Source organism: Burkholderia sp. SCN-KJ (assembly GCF_024656005.1).
Taxonomy (GTDB): Bacteria; Pseudomonadota; Gammaproteobacteria; order Burkholderiales; family Burkholderiaceae; genus Burkholderia.
On record NZ_JANKOG010000006.1, the window covers coordinates 114,124 to 134,956 of the forward strand.

15 protein-coding genes are annotated in these 20,833 nt (G+C 64.4%); 8 read left to right on the forward strand and 7 right to left on the reverse strand.

Features of this window, described 5'->3' with window-relative positions:
* Window positions 1-13 precede the first annotated feature (13 nt).
* The 7 genes from NQV17_RS12145 (at window position 14) to NQV17_RS12175 (ending at window position 9,903) form a co-directional block, all read left to right on the forward strand.
* Window positions 14-1,195 carry a glycosyltransferase gene (locus NQV17_RS12145; RefSeq protein WP_257772459.1) on the forward strand — a complete coding sequence of 394 codons (1,182 nt, stop codon included), beginning with the start codon at window positions 14-16 and terminating at the stop codon, window positions 1,193-1,195.
* Between the two features lie 11 nt (window positions 1,196-1,206).
* Complete coding sequence (locus tag NQV17_RS12150) at window positions 1,207-2,640, forward strand: DUF6418 domain-containing protein (RefSeq protein WP_257772460.1); 1,434 nt, start codon at window positions 1,207-1,209, stop codon at window positions 2,638-2,640.
* Complete coding sequence (locus NQV17_RS12155) at window positions 2,637-3,875, forward strand: hypothetical protein (protein WP_257772461.1); 1,239 nt, start codon at window positions 2,637-2,639, stop codon at window positions 3,873-3,875. The genes NQV17_RS12150 and NQV17_RS12155 overlap by 4 nt, the downstream gene beginning before the upstream one ends.
* Window positions 3,872-5,116: a glycosyltransferase gene (locus tag NQV17_RS12160; protein ID WP_257772462.1), complete on the forward strand. Its 1,245-nt coding sequence runs from the start codon at window positions 3,872-3,874 to the stop codon at window positions 5,114-5,116. The genes NQV17_RS12155 and NQV17_RS12160 overlap by 4 nt, the downstream gene beginning before the upstream one ends.
* A gap of 132 nt (window positions 5,117-5,248) precedes the next feature.
* Window positions 5,249-6,451, forward strand: a complete 1,203-nt coding sequence (locus tag NQV17_RS12165) for a glycosyltransferase (protein WP_257772463.1) — start codon at window positions 5,249-5,251, stop codon at window positions 6,449-6,451.
* A 227-nt stretch (window positions 6,452-6,678) separates the two neighbouring features.
* Window positions 6,679-8,511, forward strand: a complete 1,833-nt coding sequence (locus tag NQV17_RS12170; RefSeq protein ID WP_257772464.1) for an alpha/beta fold hydrolase — start codon at window positions 6,679-6,681, stop codon at window positions 8,509-8,511.
* Between the two features lie 111 nt (window positions 8,512-8,622).
* Window positions 8,623-9,903: a hypothetical protein gene (locus NQV17_RS12175; protein WP_257772465.1), complete on the forward strand. Its 1,281-nt coding sequence runs from the start codon at window positions 8,623-8,625 to the stop codon at window positions 9,901-9,903.
* A 79-nt stretch (window positions 9,904-9,982) separates the two neighbouring features.
* Here the strand turns inward: NQV17_RS12175 and NQV17_RS12180 are convergent, their stop codons facing one another.
* Both NQV17_RS12180 and NQV17_RS12185 read right to left on the reverse strand, forming a co-directional pair.
* The gene (locus NQV17_RS12180; RefSeq protein ID WP_257772466.1) at window positions 9,983-11,554 is read right to left on the reverse strand and encodes a mannose-1-phosphate guanylyltransferase/mannose-6-phosphate isomerase; all 1,572 of its coding nucleotides are present in this window, start codon (window positions 11,552-11,554) and stop codon (window positions 9,983-9,985) included.
* Window positions 11,551-12,135 (reverse strand): drug:proton antiporter, encoded by a 585-nt coding sequence (locus NQV17_RS12185; protein ID WP_257772624.1) that lies wholly within the window; start codon window positions 12,133-12,135, stop codon window positions 11,551-11,553. The genes NQV17_RS12180 and NQV17_RS12185 overlap by 4 nt, the downstream gene beginning before the upstream one ends.
* Window positions 12,136-13,432: 1,297 nt before the next feature.
* Between NQV17_RS12185 and NQV17_RS12190 the strand changes: the two genes are divergently transcribed.
* Window positions 13,433-14,824: a sigma-54 dependent transcriptional regulator gene (locus NQV17_RS12190; RefSeq protein WP_257772467.1), complete on the forward strand. Its 1,392-nt coding sequence runs from the start codon at window positions 13,433-13,435 to the stop codon at window positions 14,822-14,824.
* Window positions 14,825-14,881: 57 nt separating this feature from the next.
* On the opposite strand, the gene NQV17_RS12195 is transcribed toward NQV17_RS12190, so the two are convergent.
* The 5 genes from NQV17_RS12195 to NQV17_RS12215 are packed head-to-tail and all read right to left on the reverse strand — an operon-like array spanning window position 14,882 to window position 20,817.
* On the reverse strand, window positions 14,882-17,356 hold the full coding sequence (locus NQV17_RS12195) for a glycoside hydrolase family 2 protein (protein WP_257772468.1): 2,475 nt from the start codon (window positions 17,354-17,356) through the stop codon (window positions 14,882-14,884).
* Window positions 17,353-18,408 carry a DUF1839 family protein gene (locus NQV17_RS12200; RefSeq protein ID WP_257772469.1) on the reverse strand — a complete coding sequence of 352 codons (1,056 nt, stop codon included), beginning with the start codon at window positions 18,406-18,408 and terminating at the stop codon, window positions 17,353-17,355. The genes NQV17_RS12195 and NQV17_RS12200 overlap by 4 nt, the downstream gene beginning before the upstream one ends.
* Window positions 18,405-19,376 carry an amino acid--[acyl-carrier-protein] ligase gene (locus tag NQV17_RS12205; protein WP_257772470.1) on the reverse strand — a complete coding sequence of 324 codons (972 nt, stop codon included), beginning with the start codon at window positions 19,374-19,376 and terminating at the stop codon, window positions 18,405-18,407. The genes NQV17_RS12200 and NQV17_RS12205 overlap by 4 nt, the downstream gene beginning before the upstream one ends.
* Window positions 19,373-20,569: an acyl-CoA dehydrogenase family protein gene (locus NQV17_RS12210; protein ID WP_257772471.1), complete on the reverse strand. Its 1,197-nt coding sequence runs from the start codon at window positions 20,567-20,569 to the stop codon at window positions 19,373-19,375. The genes NQV17_RS12205 and NQV17_RS12210 overlap by 4 nt, the downstream gene beginning before the upstream one ends.
* Window positions 20,566-20,817, reverse strand: coding sequence for an acyl carrier protein (locus NQV17_RS12215; RefSeq protein WP_044842951.1), 252 nt, complete (start codon window positions 20,815-20,817; stop codon window positions 20,566-20,568). The genes NQV17_RS12210 and NQV17_RS12215 overlap by 4 nt, the downstream gene beginning before the upstream one ends.
* Between the last annotated feature and the right edge of the window lie 16 nt (window positions 20,818-20,833).

A 20,833-nucleotide genomic window follows, 5' to 3' on the forward strand; every position in this document is an offset into this window, starting at 1 on the left:
CGGAGCGCATCGCATGAGTGATTCGATGGTAAGAAAAGGCGTACTGCACGGCGAGGCACGAGCGGCGCGGATTGTATGGTTTCTCGGGCCGCGGCCGGCGAGCTGGAATGGCGTCATGCGCTATAGCCTCATGTGCATCGACCTGATTCCGGGCGGTGCCGGTTTCGACGTCGAAGCAATCGATATCCCAGCCGAGCCGCGTTCGCTCCGGCGCTACTGGACACAGTTCGTCGTCTATCCGCTGAGAGCAGCTGCTGCCGCGCGGTCAGGCAGTTTCGTCGTGCTGTACCAGGAGGACCTGGCCTTCATGATCCCGCTGATCCGGTTGGTCGGTGGGCGTGTCGGTGTCGTGTTACACCACGTGCAGCACCCGGGACAAGTGCGCGGCTTCGTCGAGAAGCTGAAGAGCGCGTATGTCCGGCTGACCCAGTCATTGATTTCCCGGGCGGACGTGGTGATTACGCCGTCGGATGTCACGGCGCAGGAGGCAGTCACGGACATTCATGTTCGATCGGAACGCATTAAGGTCGTACCCAACGCGTTCGATGATTGCTATGCACCGGTCGATGCCCGCATTCGCGAGCAGGCGCGAACGTTGCTTCTGACGCGCTTCGGTATCCGAACCGGTGAAGCAACGGTGCTGCTGAACGTCGGTTCGGACGAAACCCGGAAGAATAACGTGACGCTCTTTCGGGCGCTGGCGTTACTCGGACGCAAGGACGTGATCGTGCTTCGAGTGGGGCGTGCGCAGAATCAGGATAATCGTCACGAATGCGAGGACATCGCCCGGCAGGCTGGAATCGACGCGCATTTCGTCGAGGATGTTGACGACGAAGATCTCGGCTATTTCTATCAAGCTGCGGATCTTTATGTATCGCCGACGCTGCACGAAGGTTTCGGCCGCACAGTGATCGAGGCTCAGGTCGTCGGCGTGCCGGTCATCGCATCGGATCTGCCGGTGTATCGCTACACGATGGGCGACTCGTTCGTGGCTGTCGCGGATGCAACGAATGCCGTCGAGTGGGCGCGTCAAATCGAGCGGGTCGCCTGCGATGCTTCATTGCGGACGGAATTGGTGCGTGACGGGCGGATCAATGCACGGCGTTTTTCGTCGTCGGTAGTCGCTTCGATACTGCATCGGGCGCTGGATCGAGCGGTGCATGCGCGGCCGGACGCCTGCCGGGCCGAAGGGTGAAAGAAGCCGCGATGCAAACGATACGAGTCGGCGCAGGGGTTGACGCGACAATCCGCCTTGCCGGGCGGACGCTCTTCATACTCGTATTGATCGTCAATGCGATGTTGCCGGCGCTCGGCGTGATGCAGTCGAGTGCCATTTGCACGCTGCTGGTCGCGGTGGCCGGACTGATCGTGCTGATCCAGGCGCGCCCGGTATTCACCGTGGCCATGCTTTACACGTTTTCGATCGGATTGACCGCATTCGTTGCCGGTGTCGGGATCGAATCCGGCGGGTTTCTGCGTGAAACGGACATATTCGGCGTGGCAAACGGCGCTTTCAGCCGATTGTTTTCGTTTTATCTGGTTTTCGTCGTCTGCGCACTTTTAGCGTTCGGGCGCATCGTGAACGAGCGCGCCGCACGCGCGCCGATCACGGCACACATGACGCTTCGTCCCTCCAGTATTGCATTGGGCCTGGGGCTAGCCGCGGCGATCCTCGGTATTGGGCTACTGGCCGGGTTGAGCAGCGGTTTCTCGCTTTTGAACGGTGTGAATCGCTATGCATTGCGCAACGATGCGTCGAACGGCACGCTGTTCAACCTGTTCCTGAACAACCAGACGTTCGTCGCCGTGCTGCTGGGCACTTTTTGCACGAGTTCGAACCGGACCGTACGGTGGGTGTCCGTTTTCATGATCGTGGCGGACCTGGCGCTCGAAGTGCTGCACGGCGAGCAGTTCATGTCGGTATTGCACGTCTGCCTGACCATGCTGATTCCGTTCATTGCGATTCACGCGATGAACGGCAAGCCCGTGCTTCGCTATCTGGGAATCGGGGCGGGCCTCGCACTCACGATAGGCACGGTTTCCGTCTTCTATGCGTACAAGGGACAGGGGCTGGACGTATCCGACACTGTCGTTTCCCGTTTCCTCGAGCAGGGGCAGGTCTGGTATGTGGTGGACAGCGACGCACATACGTTCAGTGCACCGGTGCTGGGGGGGCTCACCGCATTCGAGCGCTTCGTGCGATCCCTGGGCTCCCTGACGGAACCGAACTTCTTCAGCGACGCGCCGGTGAGCGGTTTGCGCGACCTGATGCTGTCATACGGAACGCCCGAAATTCTGAAGGCCTACGTGTTTGACGACGTCACGTTCACGATGGGGAATATGGCGGTGCCGGTCTACTGGTTCGGCTACGCGGGCGGCATGCTTTTCGTTGCGGTAACGGGCGCCGTGTACGGGGCTCTGAGCGCGATACTGATTCAGGTCGCGATGCGCGGTGGCGTCGTGGTGCTCTGGCTGAGCGCGAAGATCTTCGCGTACGCGACATATGCCACGCAGCAAGGCGAATATTGGACGATGTTCGGTGCGCGGACGCTTTTCTACCTGATGATCGCGGTGATGTGGTGGTATTTCATTGACGCGAGGCAGTCGCGTCCTGCATCGAAGGCGGCGGGGTTATCTTGAACGCTTTCATCAGGCTCCTGTTTTCGTCGTTCGCCGGCGTGGTTTGCGAAAAACTCATCGGAGCACTCGCGGCCGTCGCGAGCAATCATCTGTTTGCGAACCTCTATGGCGCACGCCTGTTCGGCGAATTGCAGTTCGCGTTGTCGCTTGCATACGTGATCGGCAGCGGCGCGCTGATCTTCGGCGCGCAAGTGATCCAGCCGATCCTCGGCAAACATCCGAGGTTGCGGCACATGGTCGTCTACCGCGCCTTTCGCTTGCGGCTCGCGTTGACGCTGGCCGTGATGCTGATTTTCATGGGCATCGTGTCGATCGTCATGCGCCAGTCGAGCGTGTCCGAGTTGACCTTGATCGCGGCATTCGCGCTGATCGTCGAACCGATCGCACTGGGTTCCCTGATGGCTTACGCCGAATCCAAACCGTGGGTTATCACGCGAGCGAGGGCCTATGCCAGCTGTGTTCGGGTGCTCTGGCTGTACGTGGCCGCGCATGCTTCGATGGGCGCGATCGTCGCGGCCTTGGCGTGGCCGCTGGAGGCGTGTGTCGCGGCCGCCGCGCCTTTCAGTCGCTATCGCTCACTTGCCCTGCAGTCTCCGAAGTCGTTTCGCGGCAGCGCGGTCGTGACGAAGACGCTGGTCATTCGAGGGCTGAAGATATGGCCTGCCATTGCCGCCAGCGTCCTGGTGTTGAGGATGGATCGCCTATTGCTCGGCGTGCTGGTGTCCAAGGCGGATCTTGGTATTTATGCGGCAGCTGCATCGCTGGTGGAGCAGTGGAATTCGGTGGGGATGACGCTGGCGTTGGCATTGGCACCGAGCATGGTTTTTTCGGCGCGCAGCGAGTCGGACGCGCGCGCGAAGGCGGTGAAGCTCGGCGCGTATCTGGGGCTGGTGGGCGGCGTTGCCTGGATCGGCAGCTTTTTCATTGGTCGCAATGTTTTTCTGATGATATACGGGCCAGCTTTCGTATCCGGTGTGCCGATCATGGTCTACGCGACCGGATGTTCGATTGCCACCTTCGTGGATGCAGGTCTGAGCACGTGGCTCCTGGCGGCACGCCGTTATCGCCTCGTCATGGTCAAGCAAGCACTGATCGTCGCGGCCATTGGCGCGGCGCCGTTCGTCGTGCCCCGGTCGCTCATTATGTATGCGCCTTCGACGGGCATTGCCGTATCGCTCGTCGTGTTTTGGTGCGGCTTGCTTGGATACCTGATCTCTAGCAAGGAGCAGCGGTGAAGATCTGCCTCTGTGCGAATCGTTTTCCACCGAACGTGGTGGGCGGCGCCGAAGTCGTCGTTCGCGACCTCGCCGTCGCATTGCGCGGTCGAGGGCATCAGGTGTCCATCCTGACGTTGTCGGATACGCGCGTCGGAACGCGGACGATCGTCGACGATCTGGATGTGCGCATCATGCCGAACCTGAACCTCTACAACCAGTTTGCGCCCGCGAAGCGGAGCTGGGTGAAGAAGGCCTTGTTCGGCGTGCTGGACACGCTCAATCCATTCATGTTTTTTGCGGCGTGGCGTCAATTGAAATCGCTCGGCGTCGACGTCCTGTGTACCAACAATATCAAGGGCATGGGGCCGGCAGTATGGCTCGCGGCCCGAATGCTACGCATACCGCTGGTTCATGTGATGCACGACTACTGGCTCATCTGTCCCGCTTCGACCCGATTCAGGAACGGAAGCGCGTGCAACGGCGCATGCTACGGATGTCGTCGGATTTCGGCCCCGAAGGCCCGGTTGTCGCGGCTGGTAGACCATGCCGTCGCTGTGAGCGGATTCGTGATGGCGCGCCATCGCGAACAGGGTTTCTTTCCTGCCGCCGAGCAGTCGGTTATCCACAATTCGACCCCGGCGACCGGCACGGAAGGCGAGGAACCGACGAAACCGCATACGCCTTTTCGAGTGGGGTTCATCGGGAGAGTGGACGAAACAAAAGGCATCCGCGAGTTTTTCGCGAGTGTCGCCGAGGCGGCGAAGGTGGTGCCGGCCATTGAAATCCATATCGCGGGCAGGGATCACGACGGGATGTTGCCGGAACTGATGCGTGAGCATCCCGGCCTGACCGTCGTGTCTCACGGTTTTATTGGTGCTGCGTCTTTTTACCGGGATGTTGATCTCATCGCGGTGACGTCGATGTGGGATGAACCATTCGGCGTGGTTGCGATAGAACCGTGGGCGTTCTTCAAGCCGTCGATTGCCTTTGCGTCCGGAGGCCTGATGGAAGCGTTCGCCGCGCTGCCCGAGCTGATCGTTCCGCGCGGCGATTGCAACGCGCTTGGTGCCCTGATCGCGCGACTCGCGACCGACGAAGCGCTATATCTGGACGTTGCGCGCCGATGCAATGCCCGGCGGGCGGATTTCGCGCAAACGCGGCAAGTTCGGCAATTCGAGCAGGTGTTGCTGTCGACGATCGCCAAACGCAACAGACTCGACAGCATGTTACGACGCAAGGGGGAGTCCCGGGATGCATAAGTTCATTTGTGTTCGGACGTTGGCTGCCGGCGGTGTCGATGCTGGCTGCCGCGCATGCCGTCGAGAGAGCGAGACCTGCGCCCTGCACGTGCCGGAAACCGGATGCAGGGGCCAGGCCGTCGGGGAGGTGGCGTGAAAACGCGCGTCTTGATGGTGATGACGCGGGACATCCCGCGGGAAGCGTCCAATGGGCGGGAGCGTACGCTGAGCTTCATTCGGAACGCGATCGGCGAGGAGATGGAAATCGCCGAATTCAAGATTCGTTCGATCTTCGAGGATGGCGGTCTGCTTGCGAAGTTCGGCGTGGGCGTTCGCCTTGGATGGGACTTGTTGCGTGGCGTGCCGTGCGCGCTGCAGGTGGCGATATTTTCCCACCCGCGAAAGAGGGTGGCGTTAATGAGCGCTATCGCGGAGTTCAGGCCGGACGTGATCTATTTCGACGGCATTCGCCTCATCGACTATGCGGTTCTGGTTCGGCGCAAGCTGCCCGAATGTCGAATCGTCATGGATTTCGACGATCTCATGTCGCGTCGCGCAGGCATTCTGCGAGAGCAGGACTTTCCGTTGTCGGCAGGGTACTTGGCGAAGTCGATTCCGGGCCCGTTCGTCAGACTCGCCAACGCCGGGATTTTTCGAAATGCATTTCTCCAGTATGAGGAGTTTGCGTTGAGGCGGCAGGAGCGAGAAGCAATCCGGGCATCGAATGCCGTCACGCTCGTTTCCACGGAAGACGCCGGTGCATTGCGGGCTTCCCTTGAAGACGGCGAGGCGGCAAAGACGCATGTCATCGCTCCGCCGATGAGTTCGCAGATTCCGGTGCGTCATCCGTCGGTACCGCTTCGGTTCGTTTTTATCGGCTCGGATAGACAATTGCAGAATCGGCTCGCCATCGAATATCTGGTGAAACTCTGGGCACGGCTTGCCCCGTCTGCTCCGCTGGTGATTTTCGGGAGCATGGTCGGGCAGTACGATCCTGTGCCCAACGTCGTATTCGCAGGATTTGCGGAAACTCAGGCGGACGTCTATACCGGATGTTCCATTGCGCTGTGCCCGGCCTTTCTCCGTGGCGGCATCAAGTCGAAAGTCCTGGAGGCGATCTCATATGGCTGCGTTCCGGTGGGAAACGCAGCGGCTTACGAGGGACTCGGGTTCCATGACGACGCGCTGGCCATGAACGAGTCGCGGCTGGAGCGCTTCGTGGCCGAGCCCGCCGCGGACCTGGTTCATGTCGTGGAAGCGGCGACGCGTTTCGCCGACTATTGCGAGCATCATTTCAGCATGCCGCTGTTCGAGCGGCGCTGGCGCGAGTTGATCGAACCGAACAGCATGTCGTGATGCGCAGGACTGCTGTACCCGACGCAAGCAAGGTGCCAACTTGAAAACGGAGGGTGTTGAGGTCGTGACCAGGACAGCTGCGAAGTTTCGACTTCCGGCTGATTCCAGTCAAACCTGGAAGCAGGAAAGGGGGCGGATTCTTATCCGTAGGCGATTTGTCATCAGGCGGCCGTTCGATTTTGCCGTTCGGCTGAAAGATGCAAAATTTTTTCGATATCCAATAGAGAATGAGACCAATCGTATTTGGTGGGCGTTTTGGCTGGCTGCATTCGGGGGGCGGAGCGCGAGGGGTCGTGCTGTGCAGCGCATTCGGACACGAGTCCGTTTGGAGCCACGCCGGCATGCGCAGCCTGGCGGATGACCTGTCAGCCCGCGGTATTCCGGTGCTGCGTTTCGATTACCGCGGAACAGGGGATTCGGCAGGGGACGACGGAGCGAGCGATCAGTTCGAGACGGCCGTGGCTGACGTGTGCGCCGCGATTGAACGGCTCAAGGCAGAAACGGGCGTCACCCATGTCACTTTATGTGGCCTGCGACTCGGGACGGCATTCATGCTGCTCGCGGCCGCTCAAAGCGACGTTGACGAACTCGTGTTGCTGGCTCCCGTGGTGAGCGGGCGCGGCTACATGCGGGAATTGTCGATCATGCGCAACATCTGGCTCGACCAGTTGCCGGCACCTTTGCGCGCGGCTCAGCAGCAGGACGCCTTGTTCAATGTGCTGGGACAGGTCTATAGCGCTGCGTTCAGCGCGCAGTTGAAGGCATTCGACGCCGTCGATGTATTGAAGAAGGGCACATTTGCCAAGGCGGTGCGTACATTGATCTTTGACACCAACGTCGCCAATAGCGAGCCGTTGCGCCAGGGATTCGAGGCGCTCGGCGGCGCAGTCGAGATCCGGCCTTTCGACGGTTACGCGGCCTTCATGCAGGAGTCGGTTTTCTCGAAGGTTCCCAGGCGGGTTTTATCTGCCGTGGCCGACTGGATCGCGACCGGGAAGATCCGGCACGATCCGTCGCCGCGCGTTGTGCCGGACGCGGGTTGGGATCCGGGTCTGATGCTGCGGATGGCCGACGCGTGCGAGCAGCCGGTGAGGTTTGGCGCCGCAGGCTTGTTTGGAATCCTTTGCACGCCGCAGGCAATGAGCGATCTCGGTTCGGTTCTTTTGATCACGAATACGTCCGCCAGCGCGCATGTCGGCGATAGCCGCCTTTCGGTTCGCATAGCACGGGAAATGGCGCGTCGCGGCATTGCCTCGCTGAGGTTCGATGGGCGGGGTATCGGCGACAGTGTCGTGTCCGGCGCCACGGGGGCGGACACGGTGCTTCAGCCGGTTTATTCGACTGCTGTCGTTGAGGACACTGCGACAGCCGCCGGCTGGCTAAAGGAGAGGGGGTATCGAAACGTCGTGTCGTTCGGAATCTGCTCCGGGGCATACAGCGCATTGCGTGCCGCCTTGTATGGGCGGGCACTGTCGGGCGTCGTATCTGTCAATCTGCAGAGTTTCCATATGCCCGACGGTGTTTCGATAGAAAGGTTGAGCCGATATCAGACCAATTCGATGGCGGGTTACCGTTCGTCGTTTTTCGACCGGTCCAAATGGAAGCAGGTTCTGCGCGGCAAGCGAAGGATATTGCCTTTCGTCCGTCTTGTCCTGAAGCGCGCGGCGACGCCGCTGGGTGCCTGCGGCGCCGCTTGGTGGCGCTGGATGAGCGGCGCTTCCGGTGTCGAGGCGATGCAGGCCGATCCGCGTGGCATCCTGCGCACTTTGCAGCGAAACGGGGTGAGTACACTGTTCGTATGCGGCGCATATGACAGCAGCCTGGATTTGATGACGATGCATTTCGGTCGGTACGGAAAGCGACTGTCGCGATTCTCATCGGCGCGTACGGTCGTGCTTGATGAGGTCGATCACAGTCTTTTCGGTTCGCATGCGGTCGATCGGGTCGTGGCTTTGTGCGCGGAGTTTACCAAGGAGCTTGATACGCGACAGACGGCTGTCGGCAAGATGGCCGCGATCGAATCTCCGGCGGGCTGTCGGCAGTCGCGCGTGCCAACTTGACGCGTGTGCGGGATTGTTCTATTGCGGGAACGTGGGTGAAATGCCCGTGCCCGCCGGAACGAAAAGGTGATGATTCGTTTTCCATAAAATTTCAACCGGAATGAGGAACGTATGCCGGCACTTCGACGAATCCTGATTGGTGTGCTAGGCGCGCTGACCTTGTCGGCCGGTCACGGCTACTGTGACGAGCCCGTGATGACGATTGCGCCTGCGAATACCTCCGGCAGCCGCGATTTCAAGAGCACATCAAACGGAATGCTCGCCGGCACGGCTTCCGTGTCGAAGGTCAACGTCCATACGCTGCTGTACCCGGGCAGCACGACCAAAGTACTGGCCCACTACTTGCCGTGGTGGGGGCCAGACGCGCGTGGAGTGAACGTCGGCTATCGATCCGACAATCCGCAGCAGGCCCTGCGAACGTTCGCCGACATGCAGTCGCGGGGTGTCGACGGCGTGATTGTCGACTGGTACGGCAAGGGGCATTTCGTGGACAAGGCCTGGCAGGCATCCCTGCCAGCGCTGGCGAAATTTCCCGGGATGACGTTTTCGATCATGATCGACAGTGGCACCTTCAAGTTCAATGCCTGCAGTGGATGCGATCTGACCGAAACCATTCTGTACAATCTCGACTACATCTCGCGGCAATACTTTACGTCGAACCAGTATTTGCGTTACGACGGTCACCCTATCATGTCCGAGTTCGGGATCGACGCCGTCGGAAAGGCGGATTGGGCTCGAATTCACGCCGCTTACCCCGACATCCACTGGATTCATACGCACCCACAAGGATTTGATCTTCCTTATAGCAAGGGGGCCTTCGTATGGGTTCAGCCGTCATCCAGGATGCTGCAACCCGTGGGGAAAAAGCGTGACCAAATCTATCGCGAACGCTTCTACGATTTCGCCAGGGATAAACGGCCGACGATGATCATGGTCGGCGGTGTCTGGAGCGGATTCGACAATTCGAAGGCGCCGTGGGGTGCCGCTGCGCCAGGTTATCTTGCGCAATCGTGCGGCCAAACCTGGCTCGACACATTCAAAAGTATCAACGACCGCTACAGTGCGCAGCAACAGCTCCCGTTCCTTCAACTGGTCACCTGGAACGACTACGAGGAGGGCACCGCGCTGGAAACTGGCATTGCCAGTTGCACCAGCGTGGATGCCCGACCAGCGGGAGGAAGCCTCACTGTACAGATCACGTATCCGGAAACCGTCGACCACCTCGAGTTATACAAGCAGTTGGATACGGGGGCATTCAGCTTGATCGGCCGTTATCCGGTCGATGCGACGAGCGTTGCGCTTCCGGATACCCATGCGGCCACTTATTTCATCAAGGCAGTGGGCAAGCCGTTCATCCAGAATATCGTGTCGGCCCCGATTGTCGTTCGATGAGGCGCCGGACCGCCGTGACGCCGGGTCGACGGCGCTCATGGCGGTGTCTTCAACGGCCGTCTGGGCGAATGATGCAGCTTTATCGGACGCCGTTCTGTGTCGATCGCAAACGATGCACCGGCATCCGCGCGTTCGGTTCCGCAGGGGAGACGTCGACTGTCGACCGCCCATACTGATCCTCAAACCGCACGATATCGTCTTCGCCGAGATAATCACCCGACTGCACCTCGATGATCTCGAGCGGAATCCGGCCGGGATTCTCGAGGCGGTGGACCTCGCCGACGGCGATATAGGTCGATTCGTTTTCGCTGAGCAGGAAGGTCTCGTTGCCGCGCGTGACCTTCGCGGTGCCGCGCACGACTATCCAGTGCTCGGCGCGGTGATAGTGCATCTGCAGCGACAGCCGCTTGCCGGGTTCGACGACGATCCGCTTCACCTGGAACCGCTCGCCGAGATCGATCGAATCGTAGTGGCCCCACGGCCGCTGTACCTTGCGGTGTTCGCTCGCCTGCGGGCGCTGCTCGGTCTTCAGGCGCGCGACGATGTTCTTCACGCGCTGCACGTCGTGCTTGTTCGCGACCAGCACCGCATCGGGCGTCTCGATCACGACGACGTCCTTCATCCCGACGCACGCAATCAGCCGGCCCTCCGAGCGCACGAGACTGTCCTGCGTGTCCTCGAACACGATCGGGCCGCGCGCGACGTTGCCCTGATCGTCCTTCGGCATGATTTCCCAGATCGCATCCCAGGTGCCGACGTCCGACCAGCCTGCGGACAGCGGCACCACGATGCCTTCGATGCCGAGTTCGGGGTGCTCCGCGAGGCGCTCCATGACCGCGTAGTCGATCGAGTCGGACGGGCACGCGTCGAAGGCCGCCGCGTCGATCCGGAAGAACGGATGCTCGGCGGTGCCCGCGCGCCATGCCGCGTCGCAGGCCGCATGGATGTCGGGTGCGAGCGCGCGGATCGCCTTCAGCCAGGTTGATGCGCGCGTGACGAAAATCCCGCTGTTCCACCAGTAATCGCCCGAATGCAGGTAGCGCTCGGCGAGCGCGGCGTTCGGCTTCTCGACGAAGCGCCCGATCGCATAGCCGCCTTGTCCGCCGAGGCGGCCGGCGCGCGGTTCACCGACCTGGATGTAGCCGTAGCCGGTTTCCGCGCGGCGCGGCAGCACGCCGAGCGTGACGATCGCGCCTTCCTGTGCGTAGCGCGCCGCGCGGCCGACCGCTTCCTGGAATGCGGCGACGTCGCCGATCACGTGATCGGCCGGCATGACCGCGAGGATGGGATCGTCCGCGAGCACGCTGGCGTCGAGCGCCGCGAGCGTCAGCGCGGGCGCCGTATTGCGCGCGGCCGGTTCGAGCAGGATGCGGGCGGGGGCCGCGCGCCCGAGCACCTGCGCGGCGCTCATGATGCGATGCTGTTCGCCGCACACCAGCAGCAGCGTGTCGCCGAGCGCCGCGTTCGCGATGCCGTTCAGGCGGCGCGCGGTCGCCGACAGCGGCGATTCGTTCGAGGTCAGCTCGATCAGCTGTTTCGGATACTGCTCGCGCGACAGCGGCCAGAGGCGCGTGCCGGAACCGCCGGCGAGTATGACGGGCAACACGCAGGGCAGCTCGGGATCGGGAACCGGGCGAAGGTTGGCGTTCATCGATTGGCTCCGGTATCGGCGGGCAGCCGGTTGTGTGCGCGGCCGTCGACGCGCGTATCCTCGGTTCGCGATCGCGGCGCCGAGACGGTCCGGGACAGCAGCTGACGCAGCGCGCCGGCGGCGCGGTCGGCGGGCCGGACGAGACCGACGAACGGCGCGCCCTGTTCGAGATAGGGACCGTATGCCTTGCGGAATCCGAAACGTTTGTAGAAGGCCTGGCGTTGTGCGGGCACGTGAGTGCGCACCGCCACATCGGGCCATGCGGCCTGCGCAGCCGTGAGCGCGCGCTGCATGAGTTGCTCGAGGGTGCGGTCGTCGCGACACGCCTCGCTCGTCAGCACCTTGTCGATCACGACGTCCGGATCGGCGTCGTCGCCGGGCAGCACGCGCGCGTAGGCGACGACTTCCGTCGTGTCGCCCTTGTGCATGCACGCGAATACGTGCAGCGCATGCGCATCCTTGCCGTCGATGTCGAGATGCGTATGCGCGTCCTCGACCACCAGCACTGCGTTGCGCGAGCGCAGGATTGCATAGAGATCGACGGCGCTCAGATGTTCGAATTCACAACAATGCCATTTCATGATGCGGTCCTCGTGTGAAGCCTTCAGCACGCCGAGCCGCATGAACGCGTTCGTTCGGTGCGGCTCGCCGATATCCATGATGCGGATGCGGGGCGCGCCGGTCTGTTCGAAAGCATACTCACGCTCCCGTTACGCCGTTTTGTGCGGCCGATGCCGGCAGCGCGAAACGGGCCGTGCCGCGAGCGGGGCACTGTGCGGTAGCACACGGTGGCCGCATGCCGGCTTTCCGATAATTGATTCGTCGCGACTGCCCGCTGCGAACCGCACAGCGGGCCGTCCGCATCGAACGCGATTGAAGAATCGGGGGCTGTACTTGAAGATTGCGATCGTTCACGGCGGGCCGGTCGCGCATCGCGACCGGCTGCTCGCAGGCCAACATCCGCCGCATCATCGATATCCTCGCGATGCGCGCATCCTTCATCCGGACACGATCGTTTCGACGCGCCAGCAAACACGCGCATACTTGCGACGATGCGCTGCCCGATGCTTTCGCGCTGCATGCGGGCTTGCGGCAGCACCGTGCCTGTCGCGCCGGCCTGTCGGCAGCGATCGTGGGCGGCGCGACACGCATGGACGCCATGCTGCATCGCGTCAGGAGATGGACCGCACGACCGGCTGCTTCGTTACGATGTTGTAACGAACTCGCGCGGTTCGCCCGCGTTCGATGCGCGATGGCGGTGTCGCACGGGACGCGCGATTATCCACGGATGCAAAACGCTGCCCGGATTATTTGCGCGATTCAGGCGAGAATCGCAGGCAATGGAAGGCGCCGATCTTGCAGAAAAGTGGTATTTGGCACTGTTTGACGGGAATGGTCGTGGATAATCAAATCTGAGGCGCTAAACGCGCGCCGCGCGCGCCGGGGCGGCAGCGTAATCGGCTGAATCGATTTTATCTTTTGGTAACAAGGCCATCTTGATACGGGGTGTAGATTCAGAAGTGGATGAAATGAGGCCACCATTCCGAAAGCGGGTTGGCGGCCATCCGGTTCAGCATCGGGCGCGGCTGTCGTGTACGACGCGACGCAAATGCGGACGGAAATCCCGTTTGCCGACGCGCTCCGCCTGACGGCGCGTCGTATGAAAGCCGGAACGCCGCGGCTCCCGCGGCCGCGCGTTCCCTTCGAGTTCGATGACAACGAGGCCGGATGACATTCGGCTCGACCTCCGGGGGCTCTCGCCGTGTGCAGTTTCGATCTTCGCCAAAGCTGCGGAAACGCAGCGCGGACAGGCGGCCATGCGCCGCCGACCGCAGCGCACGCGAACGGTTCGCGGAGTGGAGAAAGTGATGGTTCGCTATGAATATGCCAATAACGCGCGATAAGAGCGCCGGCGGGGAGAGGACTACCGGGCAGCGTCCTCTGATTTACTGGACCCGGTCGCCGTCCGTCATGCTGCGCAAGGAACTTACGCGTCGCGACTGGAAAGTGACGGTCGTCGCGCACGCGAGCGAATTGCGCGATACCTCCGGCGAAATCACCTGCGGCATCCTCGACCTGAGCGGCGGTCACGCTGACGCGATCGGCAGCATCGCGTCGACCTGCGCGTCGATGCGCGACGTCGTGTGGGTTGCGCTCGTCGAGACCGGCCAGACCGCCTCGCCGAACGTGCGCGCGCTGTTGCGCGACTATTGCTTCGACTACATCACGTTGCCCGCGTCGCACCAACGCATCGCCGATACGGTCGGCCATGCGTACGGAATGGAATGCCTGTTCGCGCGCGATCGGGAACGCCTCGAATCGCAGGAGAACGGTATCGTCGGCACCTGCAGCGCGATGCTGCGGCTGTTCGATACGGTGCGGCGCTTCGCGCGTACCGACGCGCCCGTGTTCGTGTTCGGCGAGACGGGAACCGGCAAGGAACTGACGGCCGTCGCGATCCATCGTCATTCGGAACGGCGCAACGGCCCGTTCGTCGCGGTCAACTGCGGTGCGATCCCGCCCCACCTGCTGCAATCGGAACTGTTCGGCTATGAGCGCGGCGCGTTTACCGGTGCGAACGCGCGCAAGATCGGCTACGTCGAGGCCGCAAATGGCGGCACGCTGCTGCTCGACGAAATCGGCGACCTGCCGCACGAGAGCCAGGCGAGCCTGCTGCGCTTCCTGCAGGAGCGTGCGATTCATCGCCTCGGCGGCAGCGACCCGGTGCCGGTCGACGTGCGGATCGTCTCCGCGACGCACGTCGACCTGCGCGAAGCGATGGAAGAAGGGCGTTTCCGCGCGGACCTGTTCCACCGTCTTTGCGTGATGCGCATCGACCAGCCGCCGCTGCGCGCGCGCGGCAAGGACATCGAGCTGCTCGCGGATCACATGCTCGAACGCTTTCGCGGCGACGCGCGCCATCGCGTGCGCGGCTTTTCGACGGATGCGATCACGGCGCTCTACAAGCATGACTGGCCGGGCAACGTGCGCGAACTGATCAACCGCGTGCGGCGCGCGGTCGTGATGACGGAAGGGCGCCTGATCACGGCGCAGGACCTCGAGCTCGAATACTGTCTCGACGCGGCATCGCCGTCGGTGGCCGACATCCGCAAGTCGATCGAGCGCGAAGCGATCGAAACCGCACTGCTGCGCACGCGCGGACGCGTCGCCGCATCCGCGCGCGAGCTCGGCGTGTCGCGTGCAACGCTCTATCGCTGGATGGAAGCGTACGGCATCGAGCGGCCGCGCGGCACGGGGTCGTCGGATTGACGTGCGCGGTGCGGCCGTGCGAGCGCGTGCGTGATCCTGGTCCCGTGCGCGCTCGCGTCAGCCGGTCAACGCCGCGCGCACGGTTCGCGCGGCGTTGACCGCGCGGATTTCGACGGTCGGCGGCGCGCCGGCGACGGCATGGCCGCCGGTGTTTTCCAGCGGCACCAGCGCGACACGCGCCGGCGTGCCGGGCGCGAGATCGAACCAGTCGTCGCGCGGCACGAAGCCCGGTGCATCGATCTGCACGTGACGTGCGACGTGGCGCGTGCCGATGTCGACGTGCCACGTGTCGCCGGTGCGCGACACGCATGCCTCGATGCCGGGTTCGCGGCGGGCGAACACGGCCGGGTGCGTGCGGGACGGGAAGTAGAACGCCTGCGACAGCAGCGTGCCGTCGTCGGCGCGCAGTGTCGCGACGACGGTATCGTGCTCGCACGGGCCGAAGCGATACGCGTAGGTCCAGTCGAAGAAGCGGCCGAGCAATTCAGCCGAATCGAGCCGCACCGTGTCGTGCGCGGCGATCCGGACCGGAGCGCCGGCACGCGCGAGCGGCGTGCGGCCGTCGCGCAGCGCGACCAGTTCGACGGCCGCCGACAGCGGCGCCGGCCGCTCGTTGATCACGTGCACGTCGAGCCCGTTCAGCCCTTCGTCGACGAGCAGGACCTGCACTGGCTGAAGCACCTGGCGCAGCGCATACCACGCCGATTTCGGCCGATGCGTTGCATCGAGCAAGCCCCATCCGGCGCCCGCCATCACATCCTGGAACTGCCAGACGAGCGCGCCCGCGCAGCGTGAGCCGGTGCGCCGCCACTCCGAGAACGTGTCCCGCATCAGGTCCGCGATCACCGCGCGCGACAGCTCGAAGTAGCGCGACGGATCCTCGCGCCGCAGGCGGTCGGGCGCCACGTCGTACAACGTCTGCAGATAATGATCGCGAATATCGTCGAAATCCCACGACGTGCCGGGGTCGCGCGGCACGGCCGCCTTCCACCGCGGCTCGTGCACGCCCGGCCAGCCGAGGCTGGCGAGCATCGCATCGCACGGCACGTTCGCGAACGCGAGGCATTCGCTCGCGAAGCGCACGTCGGCGCGACGCGCGTCGTCGAGCGGGCGAAGGTACGCGCCGACACCGTAATAGTGCGACACGCGCTCGCGCGGCATGAACGGCAGCACGCCGCCGTCGGGCGAGTCGGGGACGTACAGCGCGTCGGGCCGCCGTGCCGCCGCGTGATCGGCGAGGCGCTCGGCGGTCAGTTCGAGGAAGCGCTGCTTCGGCCCGAGCCCCGACATCGCGGCCTGCTGCGCGATCTCGCTGCCGCCGCACAGCACCGCGAGCGACGGCGACGCGCGCACGCGCGTGAGGAACTGTTCTGCCTCGTGACCGACGGCGTCCGCGAAGGCGCGATCGTCGAGCGCATAGTCGAAGTTCGCGAACATGAAGTCCTGCCAGACGAGCAGTCCGAGCCGGTCGCACCACGCATGGAATGCGTCGGCCTCGTAGGTCATCGTGCCGCCGACGCGGATCATGTTGAAGCCGGCGTCGCGCGCGTATCCGAGCAGGCGACCGTAGGTCGCGTCGTCCGCGTGCAGCGCGAGCGGCGCGGCGCTGCTCCAGCATGCGCCGCGCGCGAACACGCGCACGCCGTTGACGCGCAACCCGAACCCCTTGCCGTCGTCGCCCGCGTCCGGTTCGATCGTGCGAAAACCCGTCGTGCCGAGCGGCCGCCGTTCGGCACCGATGTGCAATGCGACCTCGTAAAGCACCGGTTCGCCATGCGTGTGCGGCCACCAGCGGCGCACGTTCGGCACCGCGACGCTCGCATGCAGCCGGTCGGCGCCGCGGCGTTCGAGCGTCGCGTGGTGCTCGCCGCACGACAGCCGGGCCGTGAACGCCTCGGGCAGCGGCCCGGCGAATGTGAGTGCCGCATCGAGCCAGCCGGTATCGCCGTCGATGCGCGCATGCAGGTCGCAATGGACGAGAACGGGACCGTCGGCAGGGTACAGCACGTCGACGGGCCGCCACGGACCGGTCGGCACGCAGCGCGGAAACCAGCCGGGCATGTGCCCGAGCAGCGACGTGCGAACGGTGCGCAACGTCGCCGGTTCGGCGAGCCGCGTGCGCCAGCGTGCGCGGCGCGGTGCGCGCACATCGCGCAGGTGCGGCGCGAGGGCGCGGAAGCAGACGGTCAGCCGGTGCGTGCCGTCGAGCGACACGGGCACGTCGTGCGCGACGAACATGCTGTCCGAGCGCAGGATCGGCGTGTCGTCGAGCCATGCCTCGGCGAGCGTCGCGAGGCCGTGAAAGCGCAGCACGCGCGGCCCGTGGCCGTGCAGTTCGACGCGATACCAGTGGTCGCGCTCGTCGAGCGACGCGGTATCGTCGGCCCGGCCGGCCAGCGCGAGCGCCTGCGCGACCGTGCCGGGGACGGGGGCGGCGATCCAGCCGTCGGCGGGAAGATCGAGCGGCCCGCGCGCGGCCCCCGCGGGCGTGGCGAGCAGCGACCACGCGAGCGCGGCATGCGCGCGTGTCACCGCAGCAACGGCACGGGGGCCGCGTCGACGCGAACGGGCGCCGCGTGCTGCTGCGGCGGGGCGATCTGCCGCGCGCAGTCGATCAGGTCGGCGTAAGCCGCTTCGATCGCTTCGAGCGTCGCGTCGCCGCGCTCTTCCTTGCCGCGCGCGCACGCCCGCGCCAGCCGGAACTCCAGCACCATCGCCTCGGATGCGATGCGGTCGCAGGCGGTACGAATCTCGGCGAACGGCCCGACGCAGCCGCTCGCCTGCAGCCAGCGCGCGTAATGGCCGAACAGTTCGAAGTTCGCGCCGAGTTGCCGCACCGAATTGAACGAGTACGCGTGGAAGCGTTCGAGCGGGGAATCGGCGAGCGATTTCGCATCGAGCTGCAGCTGGCGCCGGAACGCCGTGACCGGATTGACGACCGGCAGCCGGCGCAGATGCCGCTGCAGCGACGCGAGCGAGACTTCGCACAGCGCGCGCTCGTCGAGCGGTGCGAAACGCCGCTTCGCGCACTCGACGTACGGCGGCAGCGGCATCGGCGAACAGCCGCCGACGAGCCCGTTGTAGTCGAAGTCCTCGGCCACGTAATAGCCGCTGTTGTGGAAGTAGCCGATCTGGCGGCGCGTGCGATCGATCGCGTCGATGCCGATCGTCGTCTTCGTATGCTGCGTACGGTAGCTGCTGCCGCGCGTGTCCGGCAGGAACCACGCGTCGACCTCGACGATCATCAGGTGACCGCGCGCGACCTGCGTCTCGATATGCTGGTCGAGCGGCTCGTAGATCGAGTGTTCCTGGACGACGATGCCGTACAGCCGCTCCAGTTCGTCGTGCGGAAACTTGAAGAACGTGAACTGGTCGCCCTCGAAGTCGAGCGCGATCGTAAACGGCAGCGCCGCGTACGGGTTGAGGCCCCACCAGCGGAGCACCTCGAGCCACATGTCGACATAGCAGTTGGTCTGTTTCCAGACCATCTCCTGACTGTGCAGCGGGTGCGGCCGATAGTGGCGTGCGCGGTGGCGCACGTCCTCGAACGACGCGTCCTCGCCGTCGCGGGACACGAATTTCATCGCGTACCCCACAGCACGTCGCGAACGTCGGCCGGCCATGCGTCGAGGTCGAAACCGTGATGACGGAACAGCGCGAGCGTCAGCCGCTCGAGGCCGAAGCCGACGCAGCCCGTGTGCGCGACGTCGCCCGTCGCGGTGCGGATGTCCCACAGCAGCCCGAAGTGATCCATGTGGTAGTTGAAGCTCAGGCACGCGGTCTGGCGGTCGTCGTGCTCGATCGGGATCAGCAGCTCGAACTTCAGGTTCTGCTCGCGCTGGCTGTTCGCGACGATCTTGCCGCCGCGCCCGAAGAACGGATCGTTCGCGAGATCGATCGCGTTCGGCAAGCGCAGCGCCTCGATCATCCGTGTGCCGCGCTCCATCCACGTCGCGCGGAACGCGACGATCTGCTCGGGCGTGCCGATGCGTATGTATTCGCGCATCCGGAACAGCTGCATGCGGGTCGGGTCGAGCGACGGCTCGTGGCGGAAGCAATACGAGAACACGTCGACGATGCGGCCGTCGTCGGGCAGCGCACCGGCGCGCGCGACGACCGGATAGACCGGATAGCAGGCGGCCGGCGTCATCACGACGTAGGTCGGCTTCTGACTTTCGGTCCAGTCCTCGCCGCGGTCGAGACACTGCAGCACGCGCTGGTGCCGCTGTTCGTCGCCGCAGAACGCATGCACGCTGCCCGCGAGTTGCGGGAAGCTCTTCATGTATTCGCTGCGCTCGAATTCGGTGCGACTCATCGCCGGCGGGAAGCGAAGCACTTCGGCCTGCTGGTCGGCGCCGAGGCGCGTGACGAACGCGTCGAGCGCTTCGACGACGCGCTCGAACCGCTCGCTGCGGCCGAACAGGCCCTGGATGCCGGTCGACACGAGCAGGCCCGCATCGATCAGCTCGTCGCGCAGCGGATTGACGCCCGCGCGGTCGAGCGGCGCGTCGGACGGGGTGGCGGCGGAAGGCACGGAGAGGCGATCGTTCACGAATGTTTCTCCAGCGTCGCGGGACGCAGTGCGAGCAGCAGGCTCGAGGTATTGGCGGCAATGCGGTCGTTGCTGATCATCAGCGGCGCCGCGTGCAGGTCGCGCAGGTGGCGGCCGATGCTGAACGGCGTGCCGTGCTTGTAGCCGGCCATCCCGCAGATCATCATTGCCTGCTGGGCGACTTCGAGCGCGGTCGACGACACATAGGTCTTCAGCGTGTTGATCTCGGCGGCCCAGGCCATGCCGGCCGACCACGAGCGGGGCGACGCGCTGGCATAGAGGCGCAGCACGCTGTCGACGCGGGCCTGCATCGCCTGCATCAGTGCAAGCGACTCGGCGATGCGCCGCGACGCGGGCGACGGCGCACCGTCGGTCTGGCGCGCCTGCGTGCGGAAGAACTGGTGCGCGCGATGGAACGCGTCGCCGGCCACGCCGATCCACACCGCCGCCCACAGGATGTGCGAAACCGGCACCATCGTCTGTTCGGCGATCTGCGCGAACGGCACGGGCAGGCATTGCACGGTCGCGCCCTGCGCATCGAGCACGAAGCCGTTGCTGCACGTGCCGCGCATGCCGAGTGTGTCCCATTCGCCGCGGCGCGTGAGTGTATAGCCGTCGCGCAGCACCGTGACGAGCACCTGCTCGGACGCCGGCGCGTCGGCGTCGCGCCGTGCGGTTGCGAGGATGCCGTCCGCGTAGTCGCCGTACGAGATCGTCGGCGCTGATTTGTGCAGCCGGAATTCGCCGCCGTTGGTCTCGAGCGCGCACTGGCTCGCGCGCAGGTTGCCGCCGACGCCGTCCTCCGACGTCGCCGACGCGAGCAGCCACTGATGGCGCACGAGCTGTTGCAGGAACAGCTTGTGCCAGCCCTGGTCGGCCGCATGATCGACGATGCAGGCCACCTGGATCTGGTGCATCGCGAACACCATCGCCGACGATGCGCAGGCCTGGCCGAGGATCGAGCATGCCGATGCGATGTCGGCCAGCGACGCGCCGGCGCCGCCGAGCTGGGTCGGAACCATTGCGCTCAGCAGGCGGCGCGCACGCATGGCCTCGATCGCCTCGACGGGGCAGCGCGCGTCCCGGTCGACCGCATCCGCGTGCTGGGCGGCGATTTGCGCGACGGCGTGCGCGGCCTCGTCGAGCCGGCGTGGTTCGTCGTCGGCCGCGAGTTCGGGAAGCAGCGCGCTCATGCGGAATGCTCGGCGCGTTGCAGGGTCGCGATCGTGTCCGCGAGCGCGTCGACGCTGCGGAACAGATTGCGGTTCAGCATCTCGTCGGGAATCTCGATGTTGAACTGCTTCTCGATCGCGAGCATCAGCTGGATCGTATCGAGCGAGGAGAGGCCCGCTTCGTAGAGGTCATCCCCGTCACCGATCGAGTCGATCGCGGCTTCGAGGTGGGCGACGTGCTTGAGGATGGTTCTGATTTCGTTTTTCACGTGCTGCTCCGGCGTG

What these genes read in the sequence shown, in the direction of transcription:
- NQV17_RS12190 (WP_257772467.1), top strand. Translation starts at nt 13,433, where the DNA reads ATGAATATGCCAATAACGCGCGATAAGAGCGCCGGCGGGGAGAGGACT.
- NQV17_RS12145 (WP_257772459.1), top strand. Translation starts at nt 14, where the DNA reads ATGAGTGATTCGATGGTAAGAAAAGGCGTACTGCACGGCGAGGCACGA.
- NQV17_RS12175 (WP_257772465.1), top strand. Translation starts at nt 8,623, where the DNA reads ATGCCGGCACTTCGACGAATCCTGATTGGTGTGCTAGGCGCGCTGACC.
- NQV17_RS12150 (WP_257772460.1), top strand. Translation starts at nt 1,207, where the DNA reads ATGCAAACGATACGAGTCGGCGCAGGGGTTGACGCGACAATCCGCCTT.
- NQV17_RS12170 (WP_257772464.1), top strand. Translation starts at nt 6,679, where the DNA reads ATGAGACCAATCGTATTTGGTGGGCGTTTTGGCTGGCTGCATTCGGGG.
- NQV17_RS12185 (WP_257772624.1), bottom strand. Translation starts at nt 12,135, where the DNA reads ATGAAATGGCATTGTTGTGAATTCGAACATCTGAGCGCCGTCGATCTC.
- NQV17_RS12210 (WP_257772471.1), bottom strand. Translation starts at nt 20,569, where the DNA reads ATGAGCGCGCTGCTTCCCGAACTCGCGGCCGACGACGAACCACGCCGG.
- NQV17_RS12200 (WP_257772469.1), bottom strand. Translation starts at nt 18,408, where the DNA reads ATGAAATTCGTGTCCCGCGACGGCGAGGACGCGTCGTTCGAGGACGTG.
- NQV17_RS12180 (WP_257772466.1), bottom strand. Translation starts at nt 11,554, where the DNA reads ATGAACGCCAACCTTCGCCCGGTTCCCGATCCCGAGCTGCCCTGCGTG.